Annotated in this window: 19 protein-coding genes; 5 read left to right on the forward strand and 14 right to left on the reverse strand. The window is 74.1% G+C overall.

The annotated features are described in order from the left end of the window. Positions 1–94 precede the first annotated feature (94 nt). Positions 95–1,129 (forward strand): GDSL-type esterase/lipase family protein, encoded by a 1,035-nt coding sequence (locus tag AB7F12_RS02475; RefSeq protein WP_428498113.1) that lies wholly within the window; start codon positions 95–97, stop codon positions 1,127–1,129. On the opposite strand, the gene AB7F12_RS02480 is transcribed toward AB7F12_RS02475, so the two are convergent. Continuing rightward, positions 1,092–2,222, reverse strand: a complete 1,131-nt coding sequence (locus AB7F12_RS02480) for a M24 family metallopeptidase (RefSeq protein ID WP_428498064.1) — start codon at positions 2,220–2,222, stop codon at positions 1,092–1,094. The genes AB7F12_RS02475 and AB7F12_RS02480 overlap by 38 nt on opposite strands. A 651-nt stretch (positions 2,223–2,873) precedes the next feature. Between AB7F12_RS02480 and AB7F12_RS02485 the strand changes: the two genes are divergently transcribed. After that, a complete protein-coding gene (locus AB7F12_RS02485) occupies positions 2,874–3,812 on the forward strand; it encodes a 5'-3' exonuclease (RefSeq protein ID WP_428498114.1) in 939 nt (312 codons plus the stop codon). 33 nt (positions 3,813–3,845) lie between these two features. Here the strand turns inward: AB7F12_RS02485 and AB7F12_RS02490 are convergent, their stop codons facing one another. Further along, positions 3,846–4,115 carry a DUF4333 domain-containing protein gene (locus tag AB7F12_RS02490; protein WP_428517854.1) on the reverse strand — a complete coding sequence of 90 codons (270 nt, stop codon included), beginning with the start codon at positions 4,113–4,115 and terminating at the stop codon, positions 3,846–3,848. Positions 4,116–4,358: 243 nt separating this feature from the next. Here AB7F12_RS02490 and AB7F12_RS02495 point away from each other — a divergent pair, with 243 nt between their 5' ends. Then, positions 4,359–5,315, forward strand: coding sequence for a hypothetical protein (locus AB7F12_RS02495; protein WP_428498066.1), 957 nt, complete (start codon positions 4,359–4,361; stop codon positions 5,313–5,315). Between the two features lie 255 nt (positions 5,316–5,570). Here AB7F12_RS02495 and AB7F12_RS02500 read toward each other — a convergent pair whose 3' ends face one another. The 6 genes from AB7F12_RS02500 to AB7F12_RS02525 all read right to left on the reverse strand — a co-directional run bounded on the left by AB7F12_RS02500 (position 5,571) and on the right by AB7F12_RS02525 (position 11,912). Next, on the reverse strand, positions 5,571–8,339 hold the full coding sequence (locus AB7F12_RS02500; RefSeq protein ID WP_428498067.1) for a DEAD/DEAH box helicase: 2,769 nt from the start codon (positions 8,337–8,339) through the stop codon (positions 5,571–5,573). 79 nt (positions 8,340–8,418) lie between these two features. Beyond that, positions 8,419–9,327 (reverse strand): twin-arginine translocase subunit TatC, encoded by a 909-nt coding sequence (gene tatC, locus AB7F12_RS02505; protein WP_428498068.1) that lies wholly within the window; start codon positions 9,325–9,327, stop codon positions 8,419–8,421. 60 nt (positions 9,328–9,387) lie between these two features. Next, positions 9,388–9,663 carry a Sec-independent protein translocase subunit TatA gene (gene tatA / locus AB7F12_RS02510; protein WP_428498069.1) on the reverse strand — a complete coding sequence of 92 codons (276 nt, stop codon included), beginning with the start codon at positions 9,661–9,663 and terminating at the stop codon, positions 9,388–9,390. Between the two features lie 97 nt (positions 9,664–9,760). Continuing rightward, positions 9,761–9,952 carry a hypothetical protein gene (locus AB7F12_RS02515; RefSeq protein WP_428498070.1) on the reverse strand — a complete coding sequence of 64 codons (192 nt, stop codon included), beginning with the start codon at positions 9,950–9,952 and terminating at the stop codon, positions 9,761–9,763. Next, entirely contained in the window at positions 9,949–10,929 is a 981-nt protein-coding gene (locus tag AB7F12_RS02520) for a helix-turn-helix transcriptional regulator (RefSeq protein WP_428498071.1), read from the reverse strand. The genes AB7F12_RS02515 and AB7F12_RS02520 overlap by 4 nt, the downstream gene beginning before the upstream one ends. Continuing rightward, positions 10,926–11,912, reverse strand: a complete 987-nt coding sequence (locus tag AB7F12_RS02525) for a helix-turn-helix transcriptional regulator (protein ID WP_428498072.1) — start codon at positions 11,910–11,912, stop codon at positions 10,926–10,928. Before AB7F12_RS02525 ends, AB7F12_RS02520 begins: the two co-directional genes overlap by 4 nt. A 314-nt stretch (positions 11,913–12,226) precedes the next feature. Here AB7F12_RS02525 and AB7F12_RS02530 point away from each other — a divergent pair, with 314 nt between their 5' ends. Next, the gene (locus tag AB7F12_RS02530) at positions 12,227–12,472 is read left to right on the forward strand and encodes a hypothetical protein (protein ID WP_428498073.1); all 246 of its coding nucleotides are present in this window, start codon (positions 12,227–12,229) and stop codon (positions 12,470–12,472) included. Between the two features lie 48 nt (positions 12,473–12,520). On the opposite strand, the gene AB7F12_RS02535 is transcribed toward AB7F12_RS02530, so the two are convergent. After that, entirely contained in the window at positions 12,521–12,886 is a 366-nt protein-coding gene (locus AB7F12_RS02535) for a DUF1304 domain-containing protein (protein ID WP_428498074.1), read from the reverse strand. Positions 12,887–13,021: 135 nt separating this feature from the next. After that, complete coding sequence (pafA, locus tag AB7F12_RS02540; RefSeq protein ID WP_428498075.1) at positions 13,022–14,383, reverse strand: Pup--protein ligase; 1,362 nt, start codon at positions 14,381–14,383, stop codon at positions 13,022–13,024. Between the two features lie 177 nt (positions 14,384–14,560). On the opposite strand from pafA, the gene AB7F12_RS02545 reads away from it, so the two are divergent. After that, positions 14,561–16,006 carry a bifunctional phosphatase PAP2/diacylglycerol kinase family protein gene (locus tag AB7F12_RS02545; protein WP_428498076.1) on the forward strand — a complete coding sequence of 482 codons (1,446 nt, stop codon included), beginning with the start codon at positions 14,561–14,563 and terminating at the stop codon, positions 16,004–16,006. Positions 16,007–16,025: 19 nt separating this feature from the next. On the opposite strand, the gene AB7F12_RS02550 is transcribed toward AB7F12_RS02545, so the two are convergent. The 4 genes from AB7F12_RS02550 to AB7F12_RS02565 form a co-directional block, all read right to left on the reverse strand. After that, positions 16,026–17,150, reverse strand: coding sequence for a hypothetical protein (locus AB7F12_RS02550; protein WP_428498077.1), 1,125 nt, complete (start codon positions 17,148–17,150; stop codon positions 16,026–16,028). Positions 17,151–17,223: 73 nt separating this feature from the next. Beyond that, positions 17,224–18,177 carry a 2Fe-2S iron-sulfur cluster-binding protein gene (locus tag AB7F12_RS02555; protein WP_428498078.1) on the reverse strand — a complete coding sequence of 318 codons (954 nt, stop codon included), beginning with the start codon at positions 18,175–18,177 and terminating at the stop codon, positions 17,224–17,226. Continuing rightward, positions 18,174–20,054: an NAD(P)H-dependent oxidoreductase subunit E gene (locus tag AB7F12_RS02560; protein ID WP_428498079.1), complete on the reverse strand. Its 1,881-nt coding sequence runs from the start codon at positions 20,052–20,054 to the stop codon at positions 18,174–18,176. Before AB7F12_RS02560 ends, AB7F12_RS02555 begins: the two co-directional genes overlap by 4 nt. A 12-nt stretch (positions 20,055–20,066) precedes the next feature. Beyond that, positions 20,067–21,998 (reverse strand): molybdopterin oxidoreductase family protein, encoded by a 1,932-nt coding sequence (locus AB7F12_RS02565; RefSeq protein ID WP_428498080.1) that lies wholly within the window; start codon positions 21,996–21,998, stop codon positions 20,067–20,069. Positions 21,999–22,055: the final 57 nt, after the last annotated feature.

The following is a 22,055-nucleotide window of genomic DNA, read 5'->3' on the forward strand; positions in this document are numbered from 1 at the left end:
CCCTGGTCGTCCCCATGCGCCGCAGCTGTCCACAGGCCGCGCCGAGACGTCCTCGTCGTTGCTACGCGGCCGTAGCGTCCGCCGGGTGATCCACATGCGCTCCGGCCTGCGGCTCTGCCTGGTCCTCCTGCTGACCGTGGGCGCCGCCGCGACCCTCGGCGCCGCCCCGGCCGCCGCGTCCGCCGGGGAGGCCGTCGTCGCGCTCGGCGACAGCACCGCCTCCGGCGAGGGCGCAGGCGACTACGAACCCGGCACCCGCGGCGAGGGCGGCAACTGGTGCCACCGCTCCCCCGCCGCCTACGTCCACCGCAGCGGGCTCGCCCCGGTGACGGTCAACCTCGCCTGCTCCGGCGCCGACACCGCCGCCGTGCGCCTCGGGTCGGGCCCCGGCTCGCAGGCGGCGCAGCTCGCGAGCGTCGCCCGCGCGCACCGGGTCACGACCGTCACGGTGCAGATCGGCTCCAACGACGACGTCGCCCTCACCACCGTCCTCACCGCCTGCATCAGGGCGTTCCTCGACCCGCGGCGCGGCCCCTGCCGGGACGCCGCGGCCGCGGCCTGGCCGGCGCGGCTGGCCGCGACCGTCCCGAAGGTCGAGGCGGCCGTGGCGGACATCCGGTCGGCGATGCGCGACGCCGGCTACACCGACGACGGATACGTCCTGGTCCTGCTGTCGTACGCCGCACCCGTGACCGAACGGATGGGCCGGTTCCACAGCACCCGCGGCTGCCCCTACCACCGTGTCGACGCCGGATGGGCCCGCACCGTCGCGCTCCCCCAGCTGGCCGGGGCGCTCGCCGGCGTCGCGTCCCGGGCCGGAGCACGGTTCCTCGACCTGTCGCGCGCCACCGAGGGACGCGAGGCCTGCAGCCGCGACGACCCCGCCGCGGAGTGGCAGCGGCGGCTGTCCGTCGACCCGGAGGCGCTGCGGCACGGCGGGCTCGGGACGCCGCTGGTGCAGGAGTCGTTCCATCCCAACGCCGCCGGGCACACCGCGATCGGCGGCTGCCTCGGCTCGTTCGTCCGCGGCGGCGCACCCGCGGCGGCGTGCCTGCCGACACCCGACGGCACCCTGCAGGCGGTCCCCGTCCTCAGTCCAGGACGACCAGGTCCCGCGGCCGCGAGTTGAGCCGCTCGCACCCCGTGTCGGTGACGACGACGATGTCCTCGATCCGGGCCCCCCACGCCCCGTCCAGGTAGATCCCCGGCTCCACGCTGAACGCCATCCCCGGCTCCAGCGCCAGGGCGTTCCCGCCGACGATGTAGGGGTCCTCGTGCACGTCCAGCCCGATGCCGTGGCCGGTGCGGTGCACGAACCTCTCCCCGAACCCGGCCGCCGCGATGGGTTCGCGCGCCGCGGCGTCGACCTGCTCGGCCGTCACTCCCGGCCGCACCGACGCCACCGACCGCTCCTGGGCGTCCTGCAGCACCGCATACGTCTCGGCGACCTCCGCCGACGGCGCCGCGCCCACCGCATAGGTCCGCGTCGAGTCGGAGTAGTAGCCACCCGGCAGCGGACCACCGATGTCGATGACGACGACGTCGCCACGCTCGACCACCCGGTCCGACACGTCGTGGTGCGGGCTCGCGCCGTTGGGGCCCGACCCCACGATCACGAACGCCGCGCTGGTGTGGCCCTCCTCGACGATCGCCGCCGCGATGTCGGCACCGATCGCGGCCTCGGTCCGGCCCGGCGTCAGGAACTCCCCCATCCGGGCGTGCACCCGGTCGATCGCCGCGCCGGCCTCGCGCAGCTGCGCGACCTCCGCGGCGTCCTTGCGCATCCGCAGCTCCCGGATCACCGGGCCCGCGAGCTTCTGGGCCGCGTCGGGTAGCGCGTCGCGCACCCCGAACACGTGCACCGCCGGCATCGTGTCGGCCACCGCGACCCGCGTCGGTCCGCCCGCCAGATCGCTGACCAGCAGATACGGGTCCTCGCCGTCGGTCCAGGTCACGACGTCGACACCCAGCTCCTCCAGCGGGACACCCGCATAACCGGGCGCCTCCAGCCGCGGCACGACGATCGCGGGCGGTGCCCGGTGCCCCGCCGCGGGCACCACCAGACACGTCAGCCGTTCATGCGACTCGCCGCCCGCCCCGAGCAGGTAGCGCAGGTCGGTTCCGGGAGTGATCAGCAGCAGGTCGACGCCCTGCTCGGCGGCGACCTCGCCGGCGCGGCGGAGCCGGTCGGCGAGCAGCTCGGTGGGGACGGCCGGAGTCATGGGCGCAGCCTATGCCGCCACGCGTCGTCACCGGCGGCGGTGCCGGTGGTGGTCGGGTCGGCGCGCCCGCGGTCGGCAGGGCTCGGGACCGAACCCGCCCGCCGAGCGTGTGGTCGGTGCGCGCGTGGGGCTCTCACGTCACGCCCGGGGTTGGGGCCGCCTGGGCCCGATCGTGTCGTGGGAGCGGGCCGGGGGCACTCACGACACCCTCGGCGGCGGGGTGTGGGTTCCGCCCGGCGAGCGTGTTCTGTGAGCGGGCGGGGGCGCGCCCACGACACGCTCGGTGGCTGGGGGCGAGCCCCGGACCGCGATCGTGTCGTGGGAGCGGGTCGAGTGCGCTGAGAGCACGCTCGGCGAGGGCGAGCCCGACGAGCCGAGCGTGTCATCGGAGTAGGCCGGGTGCGCTCACGACACGCCCGGCGTGCGGGGTGGGCGCCGACCCGCGAGCGTGTCATCGGAGCTGCCCGGCCGCGCTCACGACACGCTCGGTCACGCGGGGGCCGGCTCTGCACGGCGAGCGCGTCATCGGAGTGGGTGGGGGCGCGCGGGCGACACGTTCGGTGCGGGCGGGGGCGGACGGCGGAGGTGCGGGGCCGGACAGGGGCCCGACCTGGCAAGCTGCCCCGTGTGACGCCGCCGCCCCCGACGCTGATGCTCCTCGACGCCGCGAGCATGTACTTCCGCGCCTACTACGGCGTGCCGGAGTCGATCACCGCCCCCGACGGTACGCCCGTCAACGCGATCCGCGGGTTCACCGACATGGTCGCGCGGCTCGTCTCGGAGCGGAGGCCGACGCGTCTCGTCGCCTGCCTCGACCTCGACTGGCGGCCCCGGTTCCGGGTGGAGGCGCTGCCGTCGTACAAGGCGCACCGGATCGCGGGCGGTGCCCCCGACACCGCGCCCTACGGCATCCCCGAGGAGGTGCCCGACACCCTCGGCCCGCAGGTCCCGATCCTGCTCGAGGTGCTGGCGGCGGCGGGGATCGCCGTCGCCGGGGCGAAGGGCTACGAGGCCGACGACGTCATCGGCACCCTCGCCGCCCGTGAACGCACCGACGCGGTGTCGGTCGTCAGTGGCGACCGCGACCTGATGCAGGTGGTGCGGGAGGACCCGACCCCGGTTCGGCTCATCTACGTCGGCCGCGGGCTGGCGAAGGCGGAGACCATGGGGCCGAAGGAGGTCGCGGACAAGTACGGGGTGCCCGTCGACCGTGCCGGCGAAGCGTACGCGGAGATGGCGATGCTGCGGGGCGATCCGTCCGACGGGCTGCCCGGGGTGCCGGGGGTGGGCGCGAAGACGGCGGCGACGCTCGTGAGCCGCTTCGGGTCGTGGCAGGAGCTGCGGGACGCGATCGTCGACACCGGCGACAAGCGGCTCAGCCCCCCGGTGCGGGGCAAGCTCGCCGCGGCGGCGCCCTATCTGTCGGTGGTCGAGCCCGTGGTGCGCGTCGCGGTGGACGCGCCCGTCGAGTTCTCCGACGACGACCTGCTGCCCGCCGAGCCCGTGAACCCTGCCCGGTTGGCGGAGCTGGCGCAGACCTGGGGGCTGGCCGGCTCGGTGGACCGGTTGGTCGCGGCGCTCGCACGCTGAGGCCCCGGCGGCTCGGGTCCCGCGGCGGGCCGGTCAGACCCTGCCGACCTCGTAGTTCCCGCTGCTGCTGGTGACGCGGATGGGAATCTGGGTGTTCGGCTCGCCGTCGACGGTGGCGGAGCAGGTGAACGTGTCGCCCTCCTGGACCTTGCGGTCGGCGGGGCACGACACGGCCGAGACCTGGTGGCCGTAGTCGGTGGTGAGGACGCGTTCGACACCGGTCTGGAGCCCGGCCTGGTCGAACACCCGGGTGACGACGAAGCCGGGCTTCCAGAACAGCAGCACCGCTGCGACGCCGAGCACCACGACGACCGCGGCGACGATGACCCAGGGCAGGGCACGGCGCTTGCGGGCGGGCGCGGTGGGCGACGGCCCCGGCTGCCACGGCTGCTGTTGCGACTGCGCTGCCCAACCGGCGGCGGACCCGGCGGCGGGTGAACCCCACGGCGCCTGCTGGCCCTCGGGCTGCGGTGTCCACGCCTGCTGGGTCTGCTGGTCGCCCTGACCCCAGGCACCGGGGCCCGCGGCGCCCCACGCGGGCTGCTGGTGGCCGCCCCACTGCTGCTCGGCGCCGGGGAGCTGGGCCGTCGACTGCTGGGCCTGCGGGCCCGGCTGCCCGGGTGGGCTCCAGGCGGACGCGGCGTCGTCCTGCTGCTGGGCGCCGCCGAGGTGCTGGGTGGCGCCGGCGTCGAAGCCCTGCGCGGTGTCACCGGGGCCGGACGCGGCCGGCCCCGGGGCGGCACCCGCGTCGGCCGGTGCCGCCCAGGGCGAGCCGGTGCCCGCGTACTGGGTGCCGGCGTCGGCGGCGGCGTCCCACTGGGGCGTCTGCGCCGGCTGCGCCGGGTTCTGCGGTGCGGTCGGCGGCTCCGCCTGCGGCTGGGCCGGGGCGCCGGGCTGGGCTGGGGCGCCGGGCTGGGCCCAGGCACCCGTACCGGGCTGCGCCCACTGCTGCTGCGGGGGCTGCTGCCCCCACTGGCCCGGTGCGGCCGGCGGGACCTGGCCGGGCTGCTGCCAGCCCGGCTGTACCCACTGGCCGCGTTGCGCGTCCCAGACGGGCTAGGCCTGCGGCGGGTACGGCTGGCCCTGTTGTGGATGGGCAGCCTGCGGTGCACCGTACTGGGCGGGGTCGTACTGGGGCGTCTGGCCGGCCCACTGGCCGCTCGGCTGCTGGCCCCACTGAGGCTGCCCGGGCTGGCCCCACTGCGGTTGCGCGGCCTGCTGGCCCCATCCGGGGGCGGCCTGCGGCTCGGCTGCCGGTTGCTGCGGCGCCGGTTGCTGGTGGGCCGGGAACTGGTGGGCCGGGGTGGCGGGCTCGGCCTGCGGCTGGGCGGGAGGCTCGCCCGACGCGGCCGGCGGGTCCTCCTTCTGCAGCGACGGGGGCTGCACGTGCAGGACGTTCGTGGACTCGGTCGCGGACGTGCTGTCGGCGGCCTGCTGCTGCGCACGGGGGTCGACGTCGGCCGAGCCGGGAGCCTCGTCGGCGGGCGGTGGCTGCGGCGGTGACTGCGGCGAGGACGACTGCTCGGCCGGCGTGTCGGCTCCGCCCCGCTCCGCGCTGTCGCCGCTGTGCGGGGGGTTGCTCATGGGGAACCTTCCTCGTCGCGACTGTGCCCTCGTACCCGTGCCGACGGGGCGCCCGTGCCGCCGGGGTGTGACCCGGCGATCAAAGCACAGTGCCCACCGGCCCGGCAGGACCGGGCGAACCGGCTGTCCGGGACGACCCGTCCGTGTCTCGTCGTCGGGTGCCGCATGACGCTCCTACACCATCCCGGCCGCCACGACACCCCGCCGGACCGATGCCGCGGCCTCTCTGGCGACCTGCCCGAACGGGGTCGACCGGCCGACGACCCCGGCGATCTGGTCGAGCAGGTCGAGGACCTGGCGGCACCACCGGACGAAGTCGCCCGCCGAGAGCTCGTGACCGTTCTGCTCGGCAGCGGCCAGCACCTGCGCCAGGGACTCACCGCGCGCCCACCGGTGCACCGGCCAGGCGAACCCCAGATCGGGCTCGCGGGTGCGGTCGATGCGGTGGCGGCGCTCGTCGGCCTCCAGCTCCGACCACAGCCGCACCGTGTCGGCCAGCGCGTCCGACACCGGGCCGGTGGGCACCCGCGGGACGGGCCCGTTGTCGCGGCGCGACTCGTAGACCAGCGCGGACACGACGGCCGCCAGCTCGGGTGGGTCGAGGTTCTCCCACACCCCGTGGCGCAGGCATTCCGCCGCGAGCAGGTCGGACTCGCCCCACAGCCGGGCGAGTCGCTCGCCGTGCTCGGTGACGGCGGCCTCCCCGTCGGCCCCCGGGACGACGTAGCCCCGTTCGGCGAGCAGCGCCCGGATGCGGTCGAAGGACCGGGCCAGCGAGTGGGTGGTGGCACGGACCTTCTGGCGGATCTGCTCGGTGTCGCGGGAGAGCCGGTGGTAGCGCTCACCCCAGCGGGCGTGGGCCTCGCGGTCGTCGCAGCCGTGGCACGGGTGGGCCCGCAGCGCGCGGCGCAGCGTGGCGAGCTCGGGATCGTCGTGGGTGTTCCCGCCGCGGCGCCGCGCGGGTGCGGGGGCCTGGATCCCGGTGTTGCGCAGCGTGGAGGCCAGGTCGCGGCGCCCGCGCGGGGACCGGACGTCGAGGTTGCGCGGCAGCCGGATGTGGCCGAGTGCCGCGACGGGCGTCGGGAAGTCGGCGGTCGACAACCGGCCGGCCCAGCGGTCCTCGGACAGCACGAGCGGGCGGGGGTCGTCGTCGCCGTCGAGGCCGGGGTCGATGACGACGGCCAGTCCGGACCGTTTGCCCGACGGGACGGCGATGACGTCGCCGGGGCGCAGCGCGCGCAGGGCCTCGGCCGACGCCACCCGGCGGTCGGACGCGCCCTGGCGCGACAGGGCCTTCTCCCGGTCGGACACCTTGCGGCGCAGGCCGGCGTACTCGGCGAAGTCGCCGAGGTGACACTGCATCGAGGCCGCGTACCCGGCGAGCGTCTCGTCGTTGCGTTCGATGCGCCGGGCCAGGCCCACGACCGACCGGTCGGCCTGGAACTGCCCGAACGACATCTCCAGCAGCTCGCGGGCGCGCTGCACCCCGAGCCGGGCGACGAGGTTGATCGCCATGTTGTAGCCGGGGCGGAAGGAGCTGCGCAGCGGGTAGGTGCGGGTGGAGGCGAGGCCGCCGACGCGTTCGGGATCGACCCCGGGCTGCCAGACGACGACGGCGTGGCCCTCGACGTCGATGCCGCGGCGCCCGGCCCGGCCGGTGAGCTGGGTGTACTCCCCCGGGGTCAGTTCGACGTGGGCCTCGCCGTTGTACTTGACGAGCCGTTCGAGGACGACGGTGCGGGCGGGCATGTTGATGCCGAGCGCGAGGGTCTCGGTGGCGAACACGCACCGCACGAGGCCCTTGACGAACAGTTCCTCGACGGTCTCCTTGAACGCGGGCAGCAGCCCGGCGTGGTGGGCGGCGATGCCGCGTTCGAGGCCTTCCCGCCACTCCCAGTACCCGAGGACGCCGAGGTCGGCCTGCGGGAGGTCGCCGGTGTGCTTCTCGATGACGCGCCGGATCTCGGCGACGTCGTCCTCGGTGGTGAGCCGCAGCCCGGACCGCACGCACTGGCCGACGGCGGCGTCGCACCCGTTGCGGGAGAACACGAACGTGATCGCCGGCAGCAGGCCGTCGCGGTCGAGCCGGTCGATGACGGTGGTGCGCGAGGGCGGGCGGAACCCGACGCGCCGTGGCGGGGGCGCCCCGCGGCTGCGCCGGCCCCGGTCCCACACCGCGGTGGCGGACTGCCGGTCGAGCTCGCGGGTCTGGCGGACCAGGTCGGGGTCGACGCGCAGCTCGGCGCCGGGTGTCTCGGTGCCGCCGGTCAGGGTGAACAGGTCGAGCAGCCGGTTGCCGACCATCATGTGCTGCCACAGCGGCACGGGCCGGTGCTCGTCGACGACGACGGTGGTGTCGCCGCGGACGGTGACGAGCCAGTCGCCGAACTCCTCGGCGTTGGACACGGTGGCGGACAGGCTGACCAGTGCGACGTGCGGCGGGAGCTGGAGGATGACCTCCTCCCAGACGGCGCCGCGGAACCGGTCGGCCAGGTAGTGCACCTCGTCCATGACGACGTAGCCGAGCTGGTCGAGGTTGCGCGACCCGGCGTAGATCATGTTGCGCAGGACCTCGGTGGTCATGACGACGACCTGCGCGTCGCCGTTGACCGAGGTGTCGCCGGTGAGCAGCCCGACCGCGGACTCGCCGTGGCGGGCGACGAGGTCGGCGTACTTCTGGTTGGACAGCGCCTTGATCGGCGTGGTGTAGAAGCACTTGAGGCCCTGGGCGAGGGCCAGATGGACGGCGAACTCGCCGACGACGGTCTTCCCCGCGCCGGTCGGGGCACACACGAGGACGCCGTGGCCCTCCTCCAACGCGTCGCACGCGGCGCGCTGGAACCCGTCGAGCTGGAAGGGCAACCCGGCCGTGAACTCGGTCAGGTGCGGGCGTGCGACTCGGGACTTCGCTGCGGCGTAGGCCTCAGCCGGACTGCTGGACACCCCACCAGGCTGTCACATCCGGCCGACGATCTCCGCGAGGAACGCTCCGGCGCAGCTCAGGGCCCTGTCGAAGGGCCGGTCAGGTGACGTCGTCGAGGCGCTGCGGCTGGGGCTGCGCGGCCGGGACGGCCGTCGGGGCGACGGGGGCGGACGGGTCGATCCGGCTCGGGGCGGTGTCGATGGGCGACGGCTCGTCGGGATCCCAGCTGTCCCAGCCCTCGGCGGCCCGCACCCGCGCCTTCTTGCGGTCGTGCAGGCGGGAGAGCTGGATCGCGAACTCGAACAGGATGGTGAGCGCCGCCGCCAGGGCGGTCATCGAGATCGGGTCCTGCCCGGGCGTGGCGATGGCCGCGAACACGAACAGGCCGAAGATCAGGCCGCGTCGCCACTTGCGGAGCTTGTCGTAGCTGACGACGCCGACACGGTTGAGCATCACGACCAGCAGCGGCAGCTCGAAGCTCACCCCGAAGATGAGCAGCAGCGCGATGACGAAGCTGAAGTAGGACTCACCGGTGAGCGCGGTCGTCTGCACCTCGCTGCCGATGGTGAGCAGGAACGACAGGCCCTGCGACACGACCAGGAACGCGAGGACGGCGCCGGCGACGAAGAGCACCGCCGCGATCGAGACGAACGTGAGCGCGAACCTGCGCTCCTTGGCGTACAGGCCGGGGGTGATGAACGCCCACAGCTGGTAGAGCCACACCGGGCAGGCCAGCACGATGCCGGCCGTGGTGCCGACCTTGAGCCGCAACATGAACTGGTCGAACGGGCCGGTGCCGAGCAGGGCGCAGGACCCGTCGGCGGTGAACACGGCGCGCGAGGAGTCGGGCAGCGAGCAGTAGGGCTCCTTGAGGAGCTCACCGAGGCTCGGGATGCCGAACATCGCGACCTCGAACCAGATGTAGCCGAAGACCGTCGTGACGAGGATCGCGAGGATGGAGATCGCGAGACGCCGACGCAGCTCGTAGAGATGCTCGATGAGCGTCATCGTGCCGTCGGGGTTGGCCGGCCGACGGCGACGCGGGAGGAACCTGGCCACCTGCGTGGGTCAGGCGGTGGTGTCGGTGCGCCCCTGGGTGCCGGGCGCCGGCGTGGACCCGCCGGCCTGCGGCGGCGCGGACGGCGGGGGTAGCTGCGCGGGCGGCGGGGTGGCCGGGTCCGGTGTGGCGGCCTCGTCGTCCTTCTTCATGCCCTTCATCTCGCCCTTGAAGACGCGGGCGGACTGGCCGACGGAGCGTGCCATGTCCGGGAGCTTCTTCGCGCCGAAGAGCAGGACCAGGACGCCGATGATGATGACGATCTCCCAGCCACCGAGGCTGCCCATGGGATGGTCCTTCCGAAAGCGGTGCAGAGGTGCGGTGGCCGGTCGTCGCACCTGCGAACGTCGCCCGACCGCCCCCGACGGTACCCGACGTCGCCGGTCAGCGGTCCGGCGTCCCCGTGCGCGCCCGGGTGGCGGCGATCGGCCCGGCGGCGGCGGTGATGCCGCTGCGCAGCGATCCGGCGTCGCGGGCGAGGCGGCGCAGGCGCAGGCCGAGCGAGACCGCGAGGGCGATCATCACGAGCAGCCCGACGCCCGCGAGCGCGACGGCGATCCAGTACGCGAGGGTCATGTGGTCCTCTCCGGGGGTGCGACGGGGACGTCGGCGGCCGCGAGTGCGGCCGCGGCGCGGTCGGCGACGGTGTCGCCCAGTTCGGGGGGCTCGACGATGCGCGCTCCCCCGCCGAGGCCGAGCACGAGCCGGACCAGCCAGCCCGGGTCGGCGTAGCGCAGGCTCACGGTGGCCCGGCCGTCGCCGGAGGGGTCCTCGACGACCTCTTCCACGGGGTAGTACTCGGCGAGCCAACGGGCCTCGGGCTGCAGTTCCAGCACGGCGGTGAGGTGGTCGTCGCGGGCGGTGAACACGCCGTCGGAGACGTCGGTGGGTTCGGCGTCGGGCGGTGGGGCGGCGGGTTCGTCGAGCTCGGCGACGTCCTCGACGCGGTCGAGCCGGAACATCCGCACGCCCTCGGCGCGGCGGCACCACGCCTCCAGGTAGCCGCGGCCCTCGACGAGCAGCAGCCGCATCGGGTCGATGGTGCGGCGGGAGACGGCGTCGCGGCCCGCGGTGTAGTAGGTGATGCGCAGGGCGTGGCCGCGTTCGAGGGCGCCGCGGACGGCGGCGGTGGTGGCCTGCTCCTCGGGGGACAGCTCGACGGCGACGCCGGTGAGGCCGGCGTCGCCGACCGCCTTCTCGATCTTCGCGGTGGCGCGGCGGACGGCGGCGGTGTCGACGATCCCGGGCACGTCGCCGAGCGAGCGCAGCGCCACGAGCAGGGCGGTGGCCTCGGCGGTGGTGAGCCGCAGGGGTCGGCGCATCCCGGCGTCCTCGGTGACGGTGACGGTGTCGCCGGAGAACGACAGGTCGACGAGGTCGCCGGGCCCGTACCCGGGCAGCCCGCACATCCACAGCAGTTCCAGGTCGCGGCGCAGCCGGCGCTCGGTGGTGCCGAAGTCGGCGGCGGCGTCGGCGATCCGTACGCCCGGGTGGGCCAGCAGGTAGGGGACCAGCGACAACAGCCGTGGCAGCCGCTCCGCGATGCCCGTCATGTGTGGCCCTGCTCGTGCACGGCCGCGGCCGCCTTCCACCGGTCCCGGACGGCGGCGGCGAGCTCCGGCGGGTCGAGGACGACGACGTCGGGGCCGTGCCCGGCCAGCCAGCGGGCGACGATGTCGACGCTGCGCAGCTCCAGCTCGAGCTCCTCCCCCGCCCGGCCGTCGTGCTCGCGGGCGGCGACGACCCGGCCGAGGCGGCGCAGGCCGTGTGCCTGACCGACGGGCAGCCAGATGCGGGCGGTGCCGGTGGCGCGTCCGTGGTCGAACCCGGCCTTCACCCGGGCCAGCAGGTCGACCCCCTCGGGGACGACGACCGCGCCGGCCGGGCCGACCGCGGTGACGGGTTCGAGGATGCGGGAGATGCGGAAGGAGCGGGCGGCGTCGCGGCCGCGGTCGTGGCCGACGAGGTACCAGCGTCCGCGCCACGACACGATCCCCCACGGTTCGACGGTGCGGCGCACCACCTCTCCGGTCGGGCCGCCGCGGCGGTGGTCGAAGGTGACGGCGCGTCCGGCCTGCACGGCGGCCATGAGCGGTCCGAACGCCGGGTCGGTGGCGCGGACGCGGGGCTGGACGGGGCCGCCGGACTCGTCGACGTCGATTCCCGCGGCGCGCAGCTTGACCAGTGCGCCGTGGGCGGCGCCGGCGAGCTCGGGAGAGTCCCACAGTCGGGCCGCGAGCGCGACGGCGGCGGCCTCCTCGGTGTCGAGGTCGATCTCGCCGAGCTCGTAGTCCTGGCGGGCGATGCGGTAGCCGTCGGTGGTGTCGAACGTCGAGCGGCGCCCTGTCTCCAGGGGGATGCCGAGCTCGCGCAGCTCGGTCTTGTCGCGCTCGAACATCCGGAAGAACGCGTCGTCACTGGGGGCGTCCGCGTAGCCGGGGACGGTGTCGCGGATCCGCTCGGCCGACAGGTACTGCCGGGTCGAGAGCAGGCAGAGGACCAGGTTGACCAGTCGCTCGGCACGTGCAGCGGACACGTCGGCATCGTACGGCCGCGGGTCGGCGCGCATGCCGCGACGGGCGGAAACGGTCACGACGGCACCGCTGGGCGGCTGCGGCGCAACGGTGCTGTGCGCACTCTCACGGTCGTCGGAGCGGCCGGGGACGGCGGTGGCGCCGGGTGCGAACCACTGGTCGCGACGTCGCCGCCGGCGAGCGGGTCTCCTCTGTCAGCCGGGGTGTCTCATGTTGCGACGCCGCGCGGCTTGACTCCCGGGCCTCACGAGGGAAAGGGTCGTGTGACCCGGGGCACGTCGGAGGATCCCGGACGAACGGTGAGTGAGGATGCGCGATGAGCGAGGCGGACACCCAGGAGACCTTCAACCCGTGGAGCGTCGTCAACCTGGTGTTCCACCACCTCGCCGACCTGGGCCTGCACCCGGTGCTGGGCGAGAGCGGTGACCCGGCGCAGGCGGCGTCGGACCTGCTGACGGCGATGGGTATCGGCTCGGCTCCCGACAGCGCGGGCCCCGCAGCGGCTCCGGTGCAGGACATGCTCGCGGACCTGCGCCGCAAGATGATGCCCGGGGTCGAGTAGGCCGGACCGCACGGGTCCGGACCGGGCGGGCCCGGTCCGGGCCCGTGCTCAGGCCAGGAGCAGCAGCACGATCCCGACGGCCGCGGGTGCGGCCTGCACGAACAGGATGCGCCGCGACGCGGTGAGCCCGCCGTAGATCCCGGCGACGAGTACGCACGCCATGAAGAACAGGGCGACGGCGTGTCCGAGGTCGCCGCCCGCGATCAGCGACCAGATCAGCCCTGCCGCGAGGAACCCGTTGTAGAGGCCCTGGTTGGCGGCGAGCGTCGCGGTGGCCTCGGCGAACTCCGGTGTGGTGCCGAATGCGGCGCGGGCCCGCGGCGTGCGCCACAGGAACATCTCCAGCACCAGGATGTACAGGTGCAGCAGCGCGACCAGCGCCACGACTACGACGGCGAGTACCTCGACGATCATCGGCAGATCATGCCGGTGACCGGTGCGGAGCCGTCGTCGGCGCGCCGGTGATCAGGAGCGGGTCGAACGGCTCCGGCCTGCGGTGCGTGGGGGCCGGAGCCGTTCGATGCCCGCCCGGGGCGTCGGATGCCCGAGTCAGAGCGAGGCGATCAGCCGGTCGACGCGTTCGTCGACCGCCCGGAACGGGTCCTTGCACAGCACGGTGCGCTGCGCCTGGTCGTTGAGCTTGAGGTGCACCCAGTCGACGGTGAAGTCGCGCCCGGCGGCCTGGGCCGCGGCGATGAAGTCGCCGCGCAGCTTGGCGCGCGTCGACTGCGGCGGGGTGTCCTTGGCGGCCTCGATCTCGCCGTCGTCGGTGACCCGGTCGACCATGGCCTTGCGCTGCAACAGGTCGAACAGGCCGCGGCCTCGACGGATGTCGTGGTAGGCCAGGTCGAGCTGGGCGATGCGGGCGTGGGCGAGGTCGAGGTTGTTGCGCTCCTGGTAGCGCTCGACGAGGCGGTGCTTGATGGCCCAGTCGATCTCGCGGTCGATCAGGGAGAGGTTCTGGGTCTCGACGGCGTCGAGCACGCGGCCCCACAGCTCGACGACGCGCTCCATCGCCTTGTCGTCGCCCTCGCGGTTGCGCATGTGCTCGACGGCCCGGGCGTGGTACTCGCGCTGGATGTCCAGGGCGCTGGCCTCGCGGCCACCGGCGAGGCGGACGGTGCGCCGGCCGGTGAGGTCGTGGCTGATCTCGCGGATGGCGCGGATCGGGTTGTCGAGGGTGAAGTCGCGGAACTGGACCCCCGCCTCGATCATCTCCAGCACCAGCGTCGCCGAGCCCACCTTGAGCAGGGTGGTGACCTCGGACATGTTCGAGTCGCCGACGATGACGTGCAGCCGGCGGTAGCGCTCGGCGTCGGCGTGCGGCTCGTCGCGGGTGTTGATGATGGGCCGGGACCGGGTGGTGGCGCTGGAGACGCCCTCCCAGATGTGCTCGGCGCGCTGCGACAGGCAGTACACCGCGCCCCGCGGGGTCTGCAGCACCTTCCCGGCGCCGCAGATGAGCTGGCGGGTCACCAGGAACGGGAGCAGGACGTCGGCGATCCGGGAGAACTCGCCCTGGCGGGCGACGAGGTAGTTCTCGTGGCAGCCGTAGGAGTTGCCGGCCGAGTCGGTGTTGTTCTTGAACAGGTAGATGTCGCCGCCGATGCCCTCGTCGACGAGCCGCCGTTCGGCGTCGACGAGGAGGTCCTCGAGGATGCGTTCGCCCGCCTTGTCGTGGGCCACGAGCTGGCTCAGGGAGTCGCACTCGGCGGTGGCGTACTCGGGGTGGGACCCGACGTCGAGGTAGAGCCGCGCTCCGTTGCGGAGGAAGACGTTGGACGACCGTCCCCAGGACACGACACGCCGGAACAGGTAGCGCGCCACCTCGTCCGGTGAGAGTCGGCGCTGGCCGTGGAAGGTGCAGGTGACCCCGAACTCGGTCTCCACACCGTAGATCCGACGCTGCATGCCCTTCAGCGTAAGCGGAGAACCGCCTCTAGGGTCACGTCTGTGTGGGACAGGTTGCGGCGCGTCGACCCTCGGGTGAAGGTCACGAGCACTCGGCCGCTGCGGCGGATCGATGTGTGGGACCGCGAGATATCGCGTCGGATAGCGGCTCGCCCACCCGGCGCGCTGGACACGGTGATGAAGACGCTGTCCCCCGCGGCGAACCACGGCATGTTGTGGTTCGTGGTGGCGGCGGTCCTGGGGGCCCGCCGCGGCGCGGGCCGCAAGGCCGCCCAGCGCGGGGTGCTGAGCATCGCCGGGGCGAGTCTCACCGCGAACGCGGTCCTCAAGCCGCTGCTGCCGCGGCGGCGCCCCGCGGCGCGTGAGCTGCCCGCCTACCAGACGATCGACGACCCGCCGACGTCGTCGTCGTTCCCGTCGGGCCACGCGGCGTCGGCGGCGGCGTTCGCCACGGCGGTCGCCCTGGAGAGTCCCCGGCGCGGCCTGGTCGTCGCGCCGCTGGCCGCGGCGGTGGCCTACTCGCGGGTCCACGTGGGCGTGCACTGGACCTCCGACGTGCTGGCCGGCGCGGCCCTCGGGTCGGGCGTCGCCCTGCTGACGCGGCGCTGGTGGCCGGTGCGGGGCACCGACGAGGCGCGGGCGCGGCCCGTCGACAGCGTCGATCCGCTGCCCGGCGGCGAGGGCCTGGTGATGATCGTCAACCCGATGGCCGGGGAGGAGGGTGTCGACCCCGGTGACGACATCGCGGCCGCCCTGCCCCGGGCCAGGGTGCTGCGTACCGAGAATGGCCTCGACGTCGGCGAGCAGCTCGAGGAGGCGCTGTCGCGGGCCGACGGCTGGGTGCGGGCGGTCGGCGTCGCCGGGGGCGACGGGACGGTCGGCGCGGTCGCGGCCGTCGCCCACCGGCACGGGATGCCGCTGGTGCTCGTCCCGGCGGGCACCCTCAACCACTTCGCCCGCGACGTCGGCGTGTACGACCTGCAGGAGGCCGTCGACGCCTCGCAGGCGGGCGAGGCCGTCGCGGTCGACCTGGCGCTCGTGGAGGCCCATCCGGGCCGGGGCACGGATCCGGTCAGCGAGGAGGTCACCCGGACCTGGTACTTCCTCAACACCTCCAGCATCGGGTCCTACCCGGAGCTGGTGCGGCTGCGGGAGAAGTGGCAGCCGCGGTGGGGCAAATGGCCGGCGTTCGTCGCGGCGCTGGTGGCGGTGCTGCGCAAGTCCGAGCGGGTCGAGGTCAAGATCGACGACCGCTGGCACACGGTCTGGTTCCTGTTCGTCGGCAACGGGCCCTACCACCCGCGGGGCATGGTCCCGGCGTGGCGCCCGACGCTGGACTCGGGGCTCCTCGACGTCCGCTGGATCCGCGCCGACATCCGGTTCTCCCGGCTCCGCGCGTTCCTCGCGCTGATGCTGGGGGCGTTGGGGCACAGCAGGGTCTACACCCAGCGCGAGGTCGACCACCTCGACGTGGAGCTCCGCACACCGGGCATGCTCGCCACCGACGGCGAGGTCGTCGAGGAGGCGGGCCGCTACACGTTCCGCGTCGCCGACAAGCCGATCCCGGTGTACCGGCGCGACGAGGAGCAGTGGTCGGGCCGCGACCGTCCCTACCTCGGGTAGCCGGCGGCCGGCCGGGACGCTAGGCCGGCGGTGCGTACCGGAGGGTCGCGGCCACGTCCCCGCCCTGCGGGACGTCCTCGCGCCGCACGGCCAGCAGCCGGGCGCCGGAGAGCCACGCCCGCCGCGCGATCTCGTCGACCACACCGCCCGAGCCGTCCGTGTCCGGCGTACCGAAGGTCACCTCGCCGAGCGGGTCGACGCGCCCGGGGACCTCGGCGTCGATGTCGACGAACAGCGTCTCCACGGCGCCCCGGGTCGCGAAGCGGGCCAGCTCGGCGACGTCGATCGAGGTGCGGCCCTGCTCGGAGCGTTCGGCGAACGTCCGCTTCTCCTGCTCCAGCCGGTCGGCGTACCAGCCGTCGAGGACCGTCCGGGCCTCGGTGACCAGCTCGCCGTCGCCGCGCCCCTCCGGGTTGCCGGGCACGCTGTGCGGCACCAGGTCCGGGTAGCGGCAGTGCGCGCGGAAGATGCTGTCCAGCGGTTCGGTCGCGGCCACGACCAGCGGCACCCCGTGGCCCGGCAGCACCTCGCGCAGCGCGGAGTCGACCAGCCGGGAGAACTGGGCCATCCGTAGTTTCTGCCCCTCCGAGCCCTGCAGCCGGCGGATGGGCGCCCGGTCCTTGATCGAGGACTTGCCGACCGCGCTCGCCACGTCGGTGGGCATGTCGGGGACGCGCACCTCCCGAGGCGCCGCGTCGGGCACGGTCTCCAGCAGCCGGACCGACCCCTGCGCCAGTGCCAGCACGAAGGCCGTCTGCGGGAACGTCACGGCGCGCATGAGCGGCAGGACGAGGAACCGTGTCCCCCCGGCCGCCCGTGGTGCGAGCCGGTTCGGCAGCCGGAAACTGCGCAACGAGGTGGGCGTCGCGAACACGGCCAGGCTGCGGGCCTGGTGCCGCCAGAAGTCCCCGGAGTCCTCGTCCTCCAGGACGGCGAGCTGCTCCGCCAGCTCCTCGTGGTCCTTCCGGGCCACGTCACCCAGCTGGGCCAACGCCTCCCGGACCGCGTTCTTGTAGGCGATCCGCTCCGCGTCCCCCGACGACTCGGGCGCGGTCTCCAGGTAGATCGAGACGGCGGCGGGCGCGTCCACCTGCACCAGCGCGTCGATCTCGGATCGGGTCGGGATGTCGGTGTAGAGCGTCATGCGTCCCTCCTCGGGGCAGCCGTCCACCCACCCTGCCGCGCCCGCGGCGGCCCCGGAAGGTCTTGGCGCGCGCTCAGAGGTTCTGGACGTGCTGGAACCCGAACCGGCCCTTGACGCAGAGGTGGCCGTGGGTGACCGAGTGGTCGGCCGGCGAGGTGACGTTGACGATCGAGCCCTGCTGCACGTGCAGCTCCAGGTTGCAGCCGACACCGCAGAACGAGCAGATCGTCGTCGTGACGGTCTCCTCCTCGGGATGCCAGTCGTCGGCCTCGCGCAGCTCGTGCTCGCGGACCGACTTCAACGCGCCCGTCGGGCACACCCCGATGCAGTTGCCGCAGTACACGCACGCGGAGTCGGGCAGCTCCGCGTCGAGCTCGGTGGCGATGCGGGCGTCGAAGCCGCGGCCCGCGGCGGTGATGGCGAAGGTGAACTGGGCGTCGGTGCCGCAGGCCTTCACGCACTTGTAGCAGAGGATGCAGCGCGAGTAGTCGCGCACGTAGAGGTCGTTGTCGATCTTCACGGGCTGGGCGACGGTCTCGGCGTGCGACCCGTCGGGGGCGTGGTGGTGCCCGGCGTGGCGGCGGTCGCGCTCCCCCGCGGCGGCCGGTGGGGCGGGCGGGCCGTAGCGCTCGGCGTCGACGCCGTACTCGGTCATCCAGCGGGCGACGTCGGCGCTCGCCTGGCTCATGTCGACCGACGACGCCAGCAGCTCCAGGACCATCCGCCGCGAGTGCCGCACCTTCTCGCTGTCGGTGCGCACCACCATGTCGTCCTCGACGGTGCGCGCGCACGACGGCACGAGCACCCGGGAGCCCTCGACCTCGACGACGCACACCCGGCACGCGTTGACCGGGGCGAGGTTGGGCGCCCAGCACAGGGTCGGGGTGTCGGCCTGCTCGGGCGTGCCCTCGGCCTTCATGGCCTGCAGGATCGTCGAGCCCTCGGGGACGCGGACCTCGCGGCCGTCGACGGTCAGCGTGATGACCCGCTTGATCTCCCCCAGCATCACCGGCGCGGTCGTCGTCATGTGCTCACCTTCCTGTGGCCGTTCGAGGACGGATCCGAGGGCGCGGTGAGCAGCTGCAGCGCCAGCGCCGACTGCACCGCCGCCGGCGCGGTCTGCCCGAGCCCGCAGATCGAGGCGTCGCGCATGACGCGGGCGAGGTCGTCGAGCAGCGCCAGCTCGGTGTCGCGGTCGCCGATCGGGGTGCCGCGTTCGAGCCGGGCCAGCGCCTCCTCCTGCCGGACGGTCCCGACGCGGCAGGGCACGCACTGCCCGCAGGACTCGTCGCGGAAGAACTCGGCGATCCGGCGCAGGGTGGCGACGAGGTCGGCGTCGGTGTCGAACGCGAGCACGACACCCGAGCCGAGGGTCGCCCCGATCTCGCGGGCGCCCTCCAGGGTCAGGGTGACGTCGAGCTGGTCGGGCATGACGAACCCGCCCGCCGCCCCGCCGAGCAGGATGGTGCGCAGCTCGCCGCGCAGCCCGCCGGCGAGGGTGAGCAGCTCGCGCAGCGTGGTGCCGAACTCGACCTCGTAGACGCCGGGGGTGTGCACCGCGCCGGAGACGCAGAACAGCTTCGTGCCCGTCGACCGCCCGCCGCCGACCGCGGCGAACGCGGGTCCGCCGGCGTCGAGTACCTGCAGCACGTTGTACAGCGTCTCGACGTTGTTGATCACTGTCGGCTTGCCGAACAGCCCCGAGACGCTCGGGAACGGCGGCTTGTTGCGCGGCTCGCCGCGGAACCCCTCGATGGAGTTCAGCAACGCGGTCTCCTCGCCGCAGATGTAGGCTCCGGCGCCGCGGCGCAGCTCGATGTCGAAGGTGAAGCCCTCGCCCATCACGTCCGCACCCAGGTAGCCGCGGCGGCGCGCCTCGGCGATCGCATGCTCCAGCCGTCGGGTCGCGAGCGGGTACTCCCCGCGGACATAGAGGTAGCCGCGTTCGCAGCCGGTGGCCCAGCCGGCGATCGTCATCGCTTCGACCAGCCCGAACGGGTCGTACTCCATCAGCACCCGGTCCTTGAACGTGCCGGGCTCGGACTCGTCGGCGTTGCAGACCAGGTAGTGCGGCCGGACCGGGGCGGCCGCGACACCCTCCCACTTGACCCCGGTCGGGAACGCGGCGCCGCCCCGCCCGGTCAGCGACGAGTCCTTGAGCTCGGTGATCACCCGGGCGGCGCCGAGGCCGACGGCGCGCCGCAGGGCCTCGTAGCCGCCGTGGGCGCGGTAGTCGTCGAGGCTTCCGGGGTCGACGACCCCGATGCGGCGCAACAGCTTCAGCGTCTCCGCGCGCGGGGTGCGGGTCTGCGGGACGCTGACGCCGGGGTCGGCGAAGGCGGCGTCGGCCGCGACGGCCGTGGCGCCGCCCCGCGCCGCCGCCACCACGTCGTCGGCGTGTGCGGGGGCGTGGCTGAAGTCGGGTTCCCCGGCCAGCTGGAACATCACCGCGGGAGCCCGCTCGCACAGGCCCAGGCAGGGGCTGCGGACCCAGCAGGCCTGCTCCCCCGTGCCCGCGGGGCCCAGTTCGGCGGTCAGCCGGGCGGCCAGGTCCTCACCACCGGCGGGGCCGCACGCGACGTCGTCGCACACGTGCACGACGCGTGGCGCCCGCGGCTCGACGGCGAACATGGCATAGAACGTCGCCACGCCGTAGACGTCGGCCGGAGGGACCGAGAGCCGGGTGGCGACGTGGTTGAGCGCCCCCTCCGACAGGTGCCCGACGGCGTCGGACACCGCGTGCAGCACCGGCAGCAGCAGATGCCGGCGGCCCCGGGCCTCGTGCCCGGAGTCCGGGCCGGCGCGATCGTCGGCGGCCCGGGGGCCCAGCAGCGGGTCGAGCAGGGCGTCGACGGCCGCCCGTTCCTCCGCGGTCGCCTCGGCGCCCGACAGACGCAGGTCCACGTGCCTCCCTACTCAGCTTCCGGCGGCGGGCAGCCGAGGCTCACCCGTGTCCGCCAGCTTCTCGATCCGGATCGCGGTCGCCTTGAACTCCGACGTGCCCGACTTCGGGTCCCAGGCGTCGTTGGTCAGCACGTTCGTGTCGACCTCCTCGGAGAAGTGCGGGGTGAACGACGCCAGCCCGGGCCGCAGCGACGGGTCCAGCGCCACCGGCGCCTCGACCGACCCGCGCCGCGACACCACGCGCACCCGCTCGCCGTCGCCGATCCCGAGCCGCGCGGCGTCCTCCCGGTCCATCCGCAGCGACTCCCGGCGCCGCATCGGCGACGAGTACCCGCCCGACTGGACGCCGGAGTTGTAGGCGTCGAGCAGGCGGACCGTCGTGAGCCGGATCGGGAAGTCGGCGTCGAGGGCGTCCACCGGTGGCACGTGCTCGACCGGCGTGAACGGCGCGGGCCTGCCCAGCTCGGCCGGGTCGTCCGACCACAGCCGGGCATGCATCAGCGGCGTGCCCGGGTGGTCGAGGGTCGGGCACGGCCACTGCAGCCCGCCGTGTTCGTCCAGCCGGGCGTAGCTCATGCCGTGGTGCCAGTTCAGCGACAGCGAGCGCAGCTCGTCCCACACCTGCTCGGCCGTCGGCTCGCCCCAGTCGTGGCCGAGGCGGTCGGCGACCGCGCAGATGATGTGGGTGTCCGGCCGGGCCTGCCCGGGCGGGTCGAGGGCCTTGCGGACCCGCTGCACCCGTCGCTCGCTGTTGGTGACGGTGCCCTCGTACTCGCACCAGTCGGCGGCTGCGGGCAGCACGACGTCGGCCAGGTCGGCGGTCGCCGTGCGGAAGATGTCCTGCACCACCAGGTGGTCCAGGCCCTCCAGCAGGTGCCGGGCGTGCGTGGCGTTGGCCTCGGACTCCGCCGGGTTCTCCCCGATGCAGTACAGGGTCGTGAGGGTCCCGGCCTCCATCGCCTCGAACATCTGCGACAGGTGCATGCCCGCCGTCGGCGAGATCGGGGCGCCCCACGTCGCCTCGAACCGGGCGCGGGCCTCGTCGTCGCCGAGGTCGTAGCCGCCGGGCAGCTTGGCCGGGATGGAACCCATGTCGCCGCCGCCCTGCACGTTGTTCTGCCCGCGCAGCGGCACGAGCCCCGACCCGTAGCGGCCGACGTGCCCGGTCAGCAACGCCAGGTTGATCAGCGCGAACACGTAGTCGGCGGCGTTGTGGTGCTCGGTGATGCCCAACGTCCAGCAGATCTGGGCGCGGTCGGCGCGGGCGTAGGCGTGGGCCAGCTCCTTGATCAGCGCGGCGTCGACACCGGTGATCTCCGCCGCCCGTTCCAGGGTGTACGGCTCCACGGTGCGCGCGTACTCGTCGAAACCCGTCGTCGCGCGGTCCACGAAGGCGTGGTTGACCAGGTCGGCGTGGATGATCTCGCGGCCGATGGCGTTGGCCAGCGCGATGTCGGTACCGACGTCGAGACCCAGCCAGCCGTCGGCCCAGCGGGCGGTGGAGGTGCGCCGCGGGTCGACGGAGTACATCCGGGTGCCCTTGCGCAGCCCCTGCAGGACGTGGTGGAAGAAGATCGGGTGGGTCTCACGCGCGTTGGAGCCCCACAGGACGAGGAGGTCGGCGTCTTCCGCCTCGACATAGGCGGAGGTGCCGCCGCCGGCACCGAACACTGCCGTCAGACCGACGACGCTGGGAGCGTGTCAAGTCCTGTTGCAGGAGTCGACGTTGTTGCTCCCCATCACCACCCGGGCGAACTTCTGGGCGGTGTAGTTCATCTCGTTCGTGGCCTTCGAGCAGCTGAACATGCCGAACTCGGCGCCGCTGCGGCCGCGGAACCCGGCCGCGGCGCGGTCGAGGGCCTCGTCCCAGGTCGCGGGGCGCAGCACACCGTTCTCGCGCACCAGCGGCTCGGTGATCCTCACGTGCCGGGGACGGCGGGGCATCGGTCCTCCACGGGTCGACTGCGGTGACGTCAGGGCTGACGGCGTCCACGATATGCC

Origin of the sequence: Pseudonocardia sp., from assembly GCF_050250275.1 — a bacterium.
In the GTDB taxonomy this organism is placed as follows: Bacteria; Actinomycetota; Actinomycetes; order Mycobacteriales; family Pseudonocardiaceae; genus Pseudonocardia.

Bases quoted from the DNA above. Each gene is read 5' to 3' on its own strand.
- AB7F12_RS02530 (WP_428498073.1), top strand. From the start codon at position 12,227: ATGAGCGAGGCGGACACCCAGGAGACCTTCAACCCGTGGAGCGTCGTC.
- AB7F12_RS02475 (WP_428498113.1), top strand. From the start codon at position 95: ATGCGCTCCGGCCTGCGGCTCTGCCTGGTCCTCCTGCTGACCGTGGGC.
- pafA (WP_428498075.1), bottom strand. From the start codon at position 14,383: ATGCAGCGTCGGATCTACGGTGTGGAGACCGAGTTCGGGGTCACCTGC.
- AB7F12_RS02555 (WP_428498078.1), bottom strand. From the start codon at position 18,177: ATGACGACGACCGCGCCGGTGATGCTGGGGGAGATCAAGCGGGTCATC.
- AB7F12_RS02545 (WP_428498076.1), top strand. From the start codon at position 14,561: ATGAAGACGCTGTCCCCCGCGGCGAACCACGGCATGTTGTGGTTCGTG.
- AB7F12_RS02480 (WP_428498064.1), bottom strand. From the start codon at position 2,222: ATGACTCCGGCCGTCCCCACCGAGCTGCTCGCCGACCGGCTCCGCCGC.
- AB7F12_RS02520 (WP_428498071.1), bottom strand. From the start codon at position 10,929: ATGACGGGCATCGCGGAGCGGCTGCCACGGCTGTTGTCGCTGGTCCCC.
- tatA (WP_428498069.1), bottom strand. From the start codon at position 9,663: ATGGGCAGCCTCGGTGGCTGGGAGATCGTCATCATCATCGGCGTCCTG.
- AB7F12_RS02535 (WP_428498074.1), bottom strand. From the start codon at position 12,886: ATGATCGTCGAGGTACTCGCCGTCGTAGTCGTGGCGCTGGTCGCGCTG.
- AB7F12_RS02485 (WP_428498114.1), top strand. From the start codon at position 2,874: ATGCTCCTCGACGCCGCGAGCATGTACTTCCGCGCCTACTACGGCGTG.
- AB7F12_RS02550 (WP_428498077.1), bottom strand. From the start codon at position 17,150: ATGACGCTCTACACCGACATCCCGACCCGATCCGAGATCGACGCGCTG.
- AB7F12_RS02515 (WP_428498070.1), bottom strand. From the start codon at position 9,952: ATGACCCTCGCGTACTGGATCGCCGTCGCGCTCGCGGGCGTCGGGCTG.
- tatC (WP_428498068.1), bottom strand. From the start codon at position 9,327: ATGACGCTCATCGAGCATCTCTACGAGCTGCGTCGGCGTCTCGCGATC.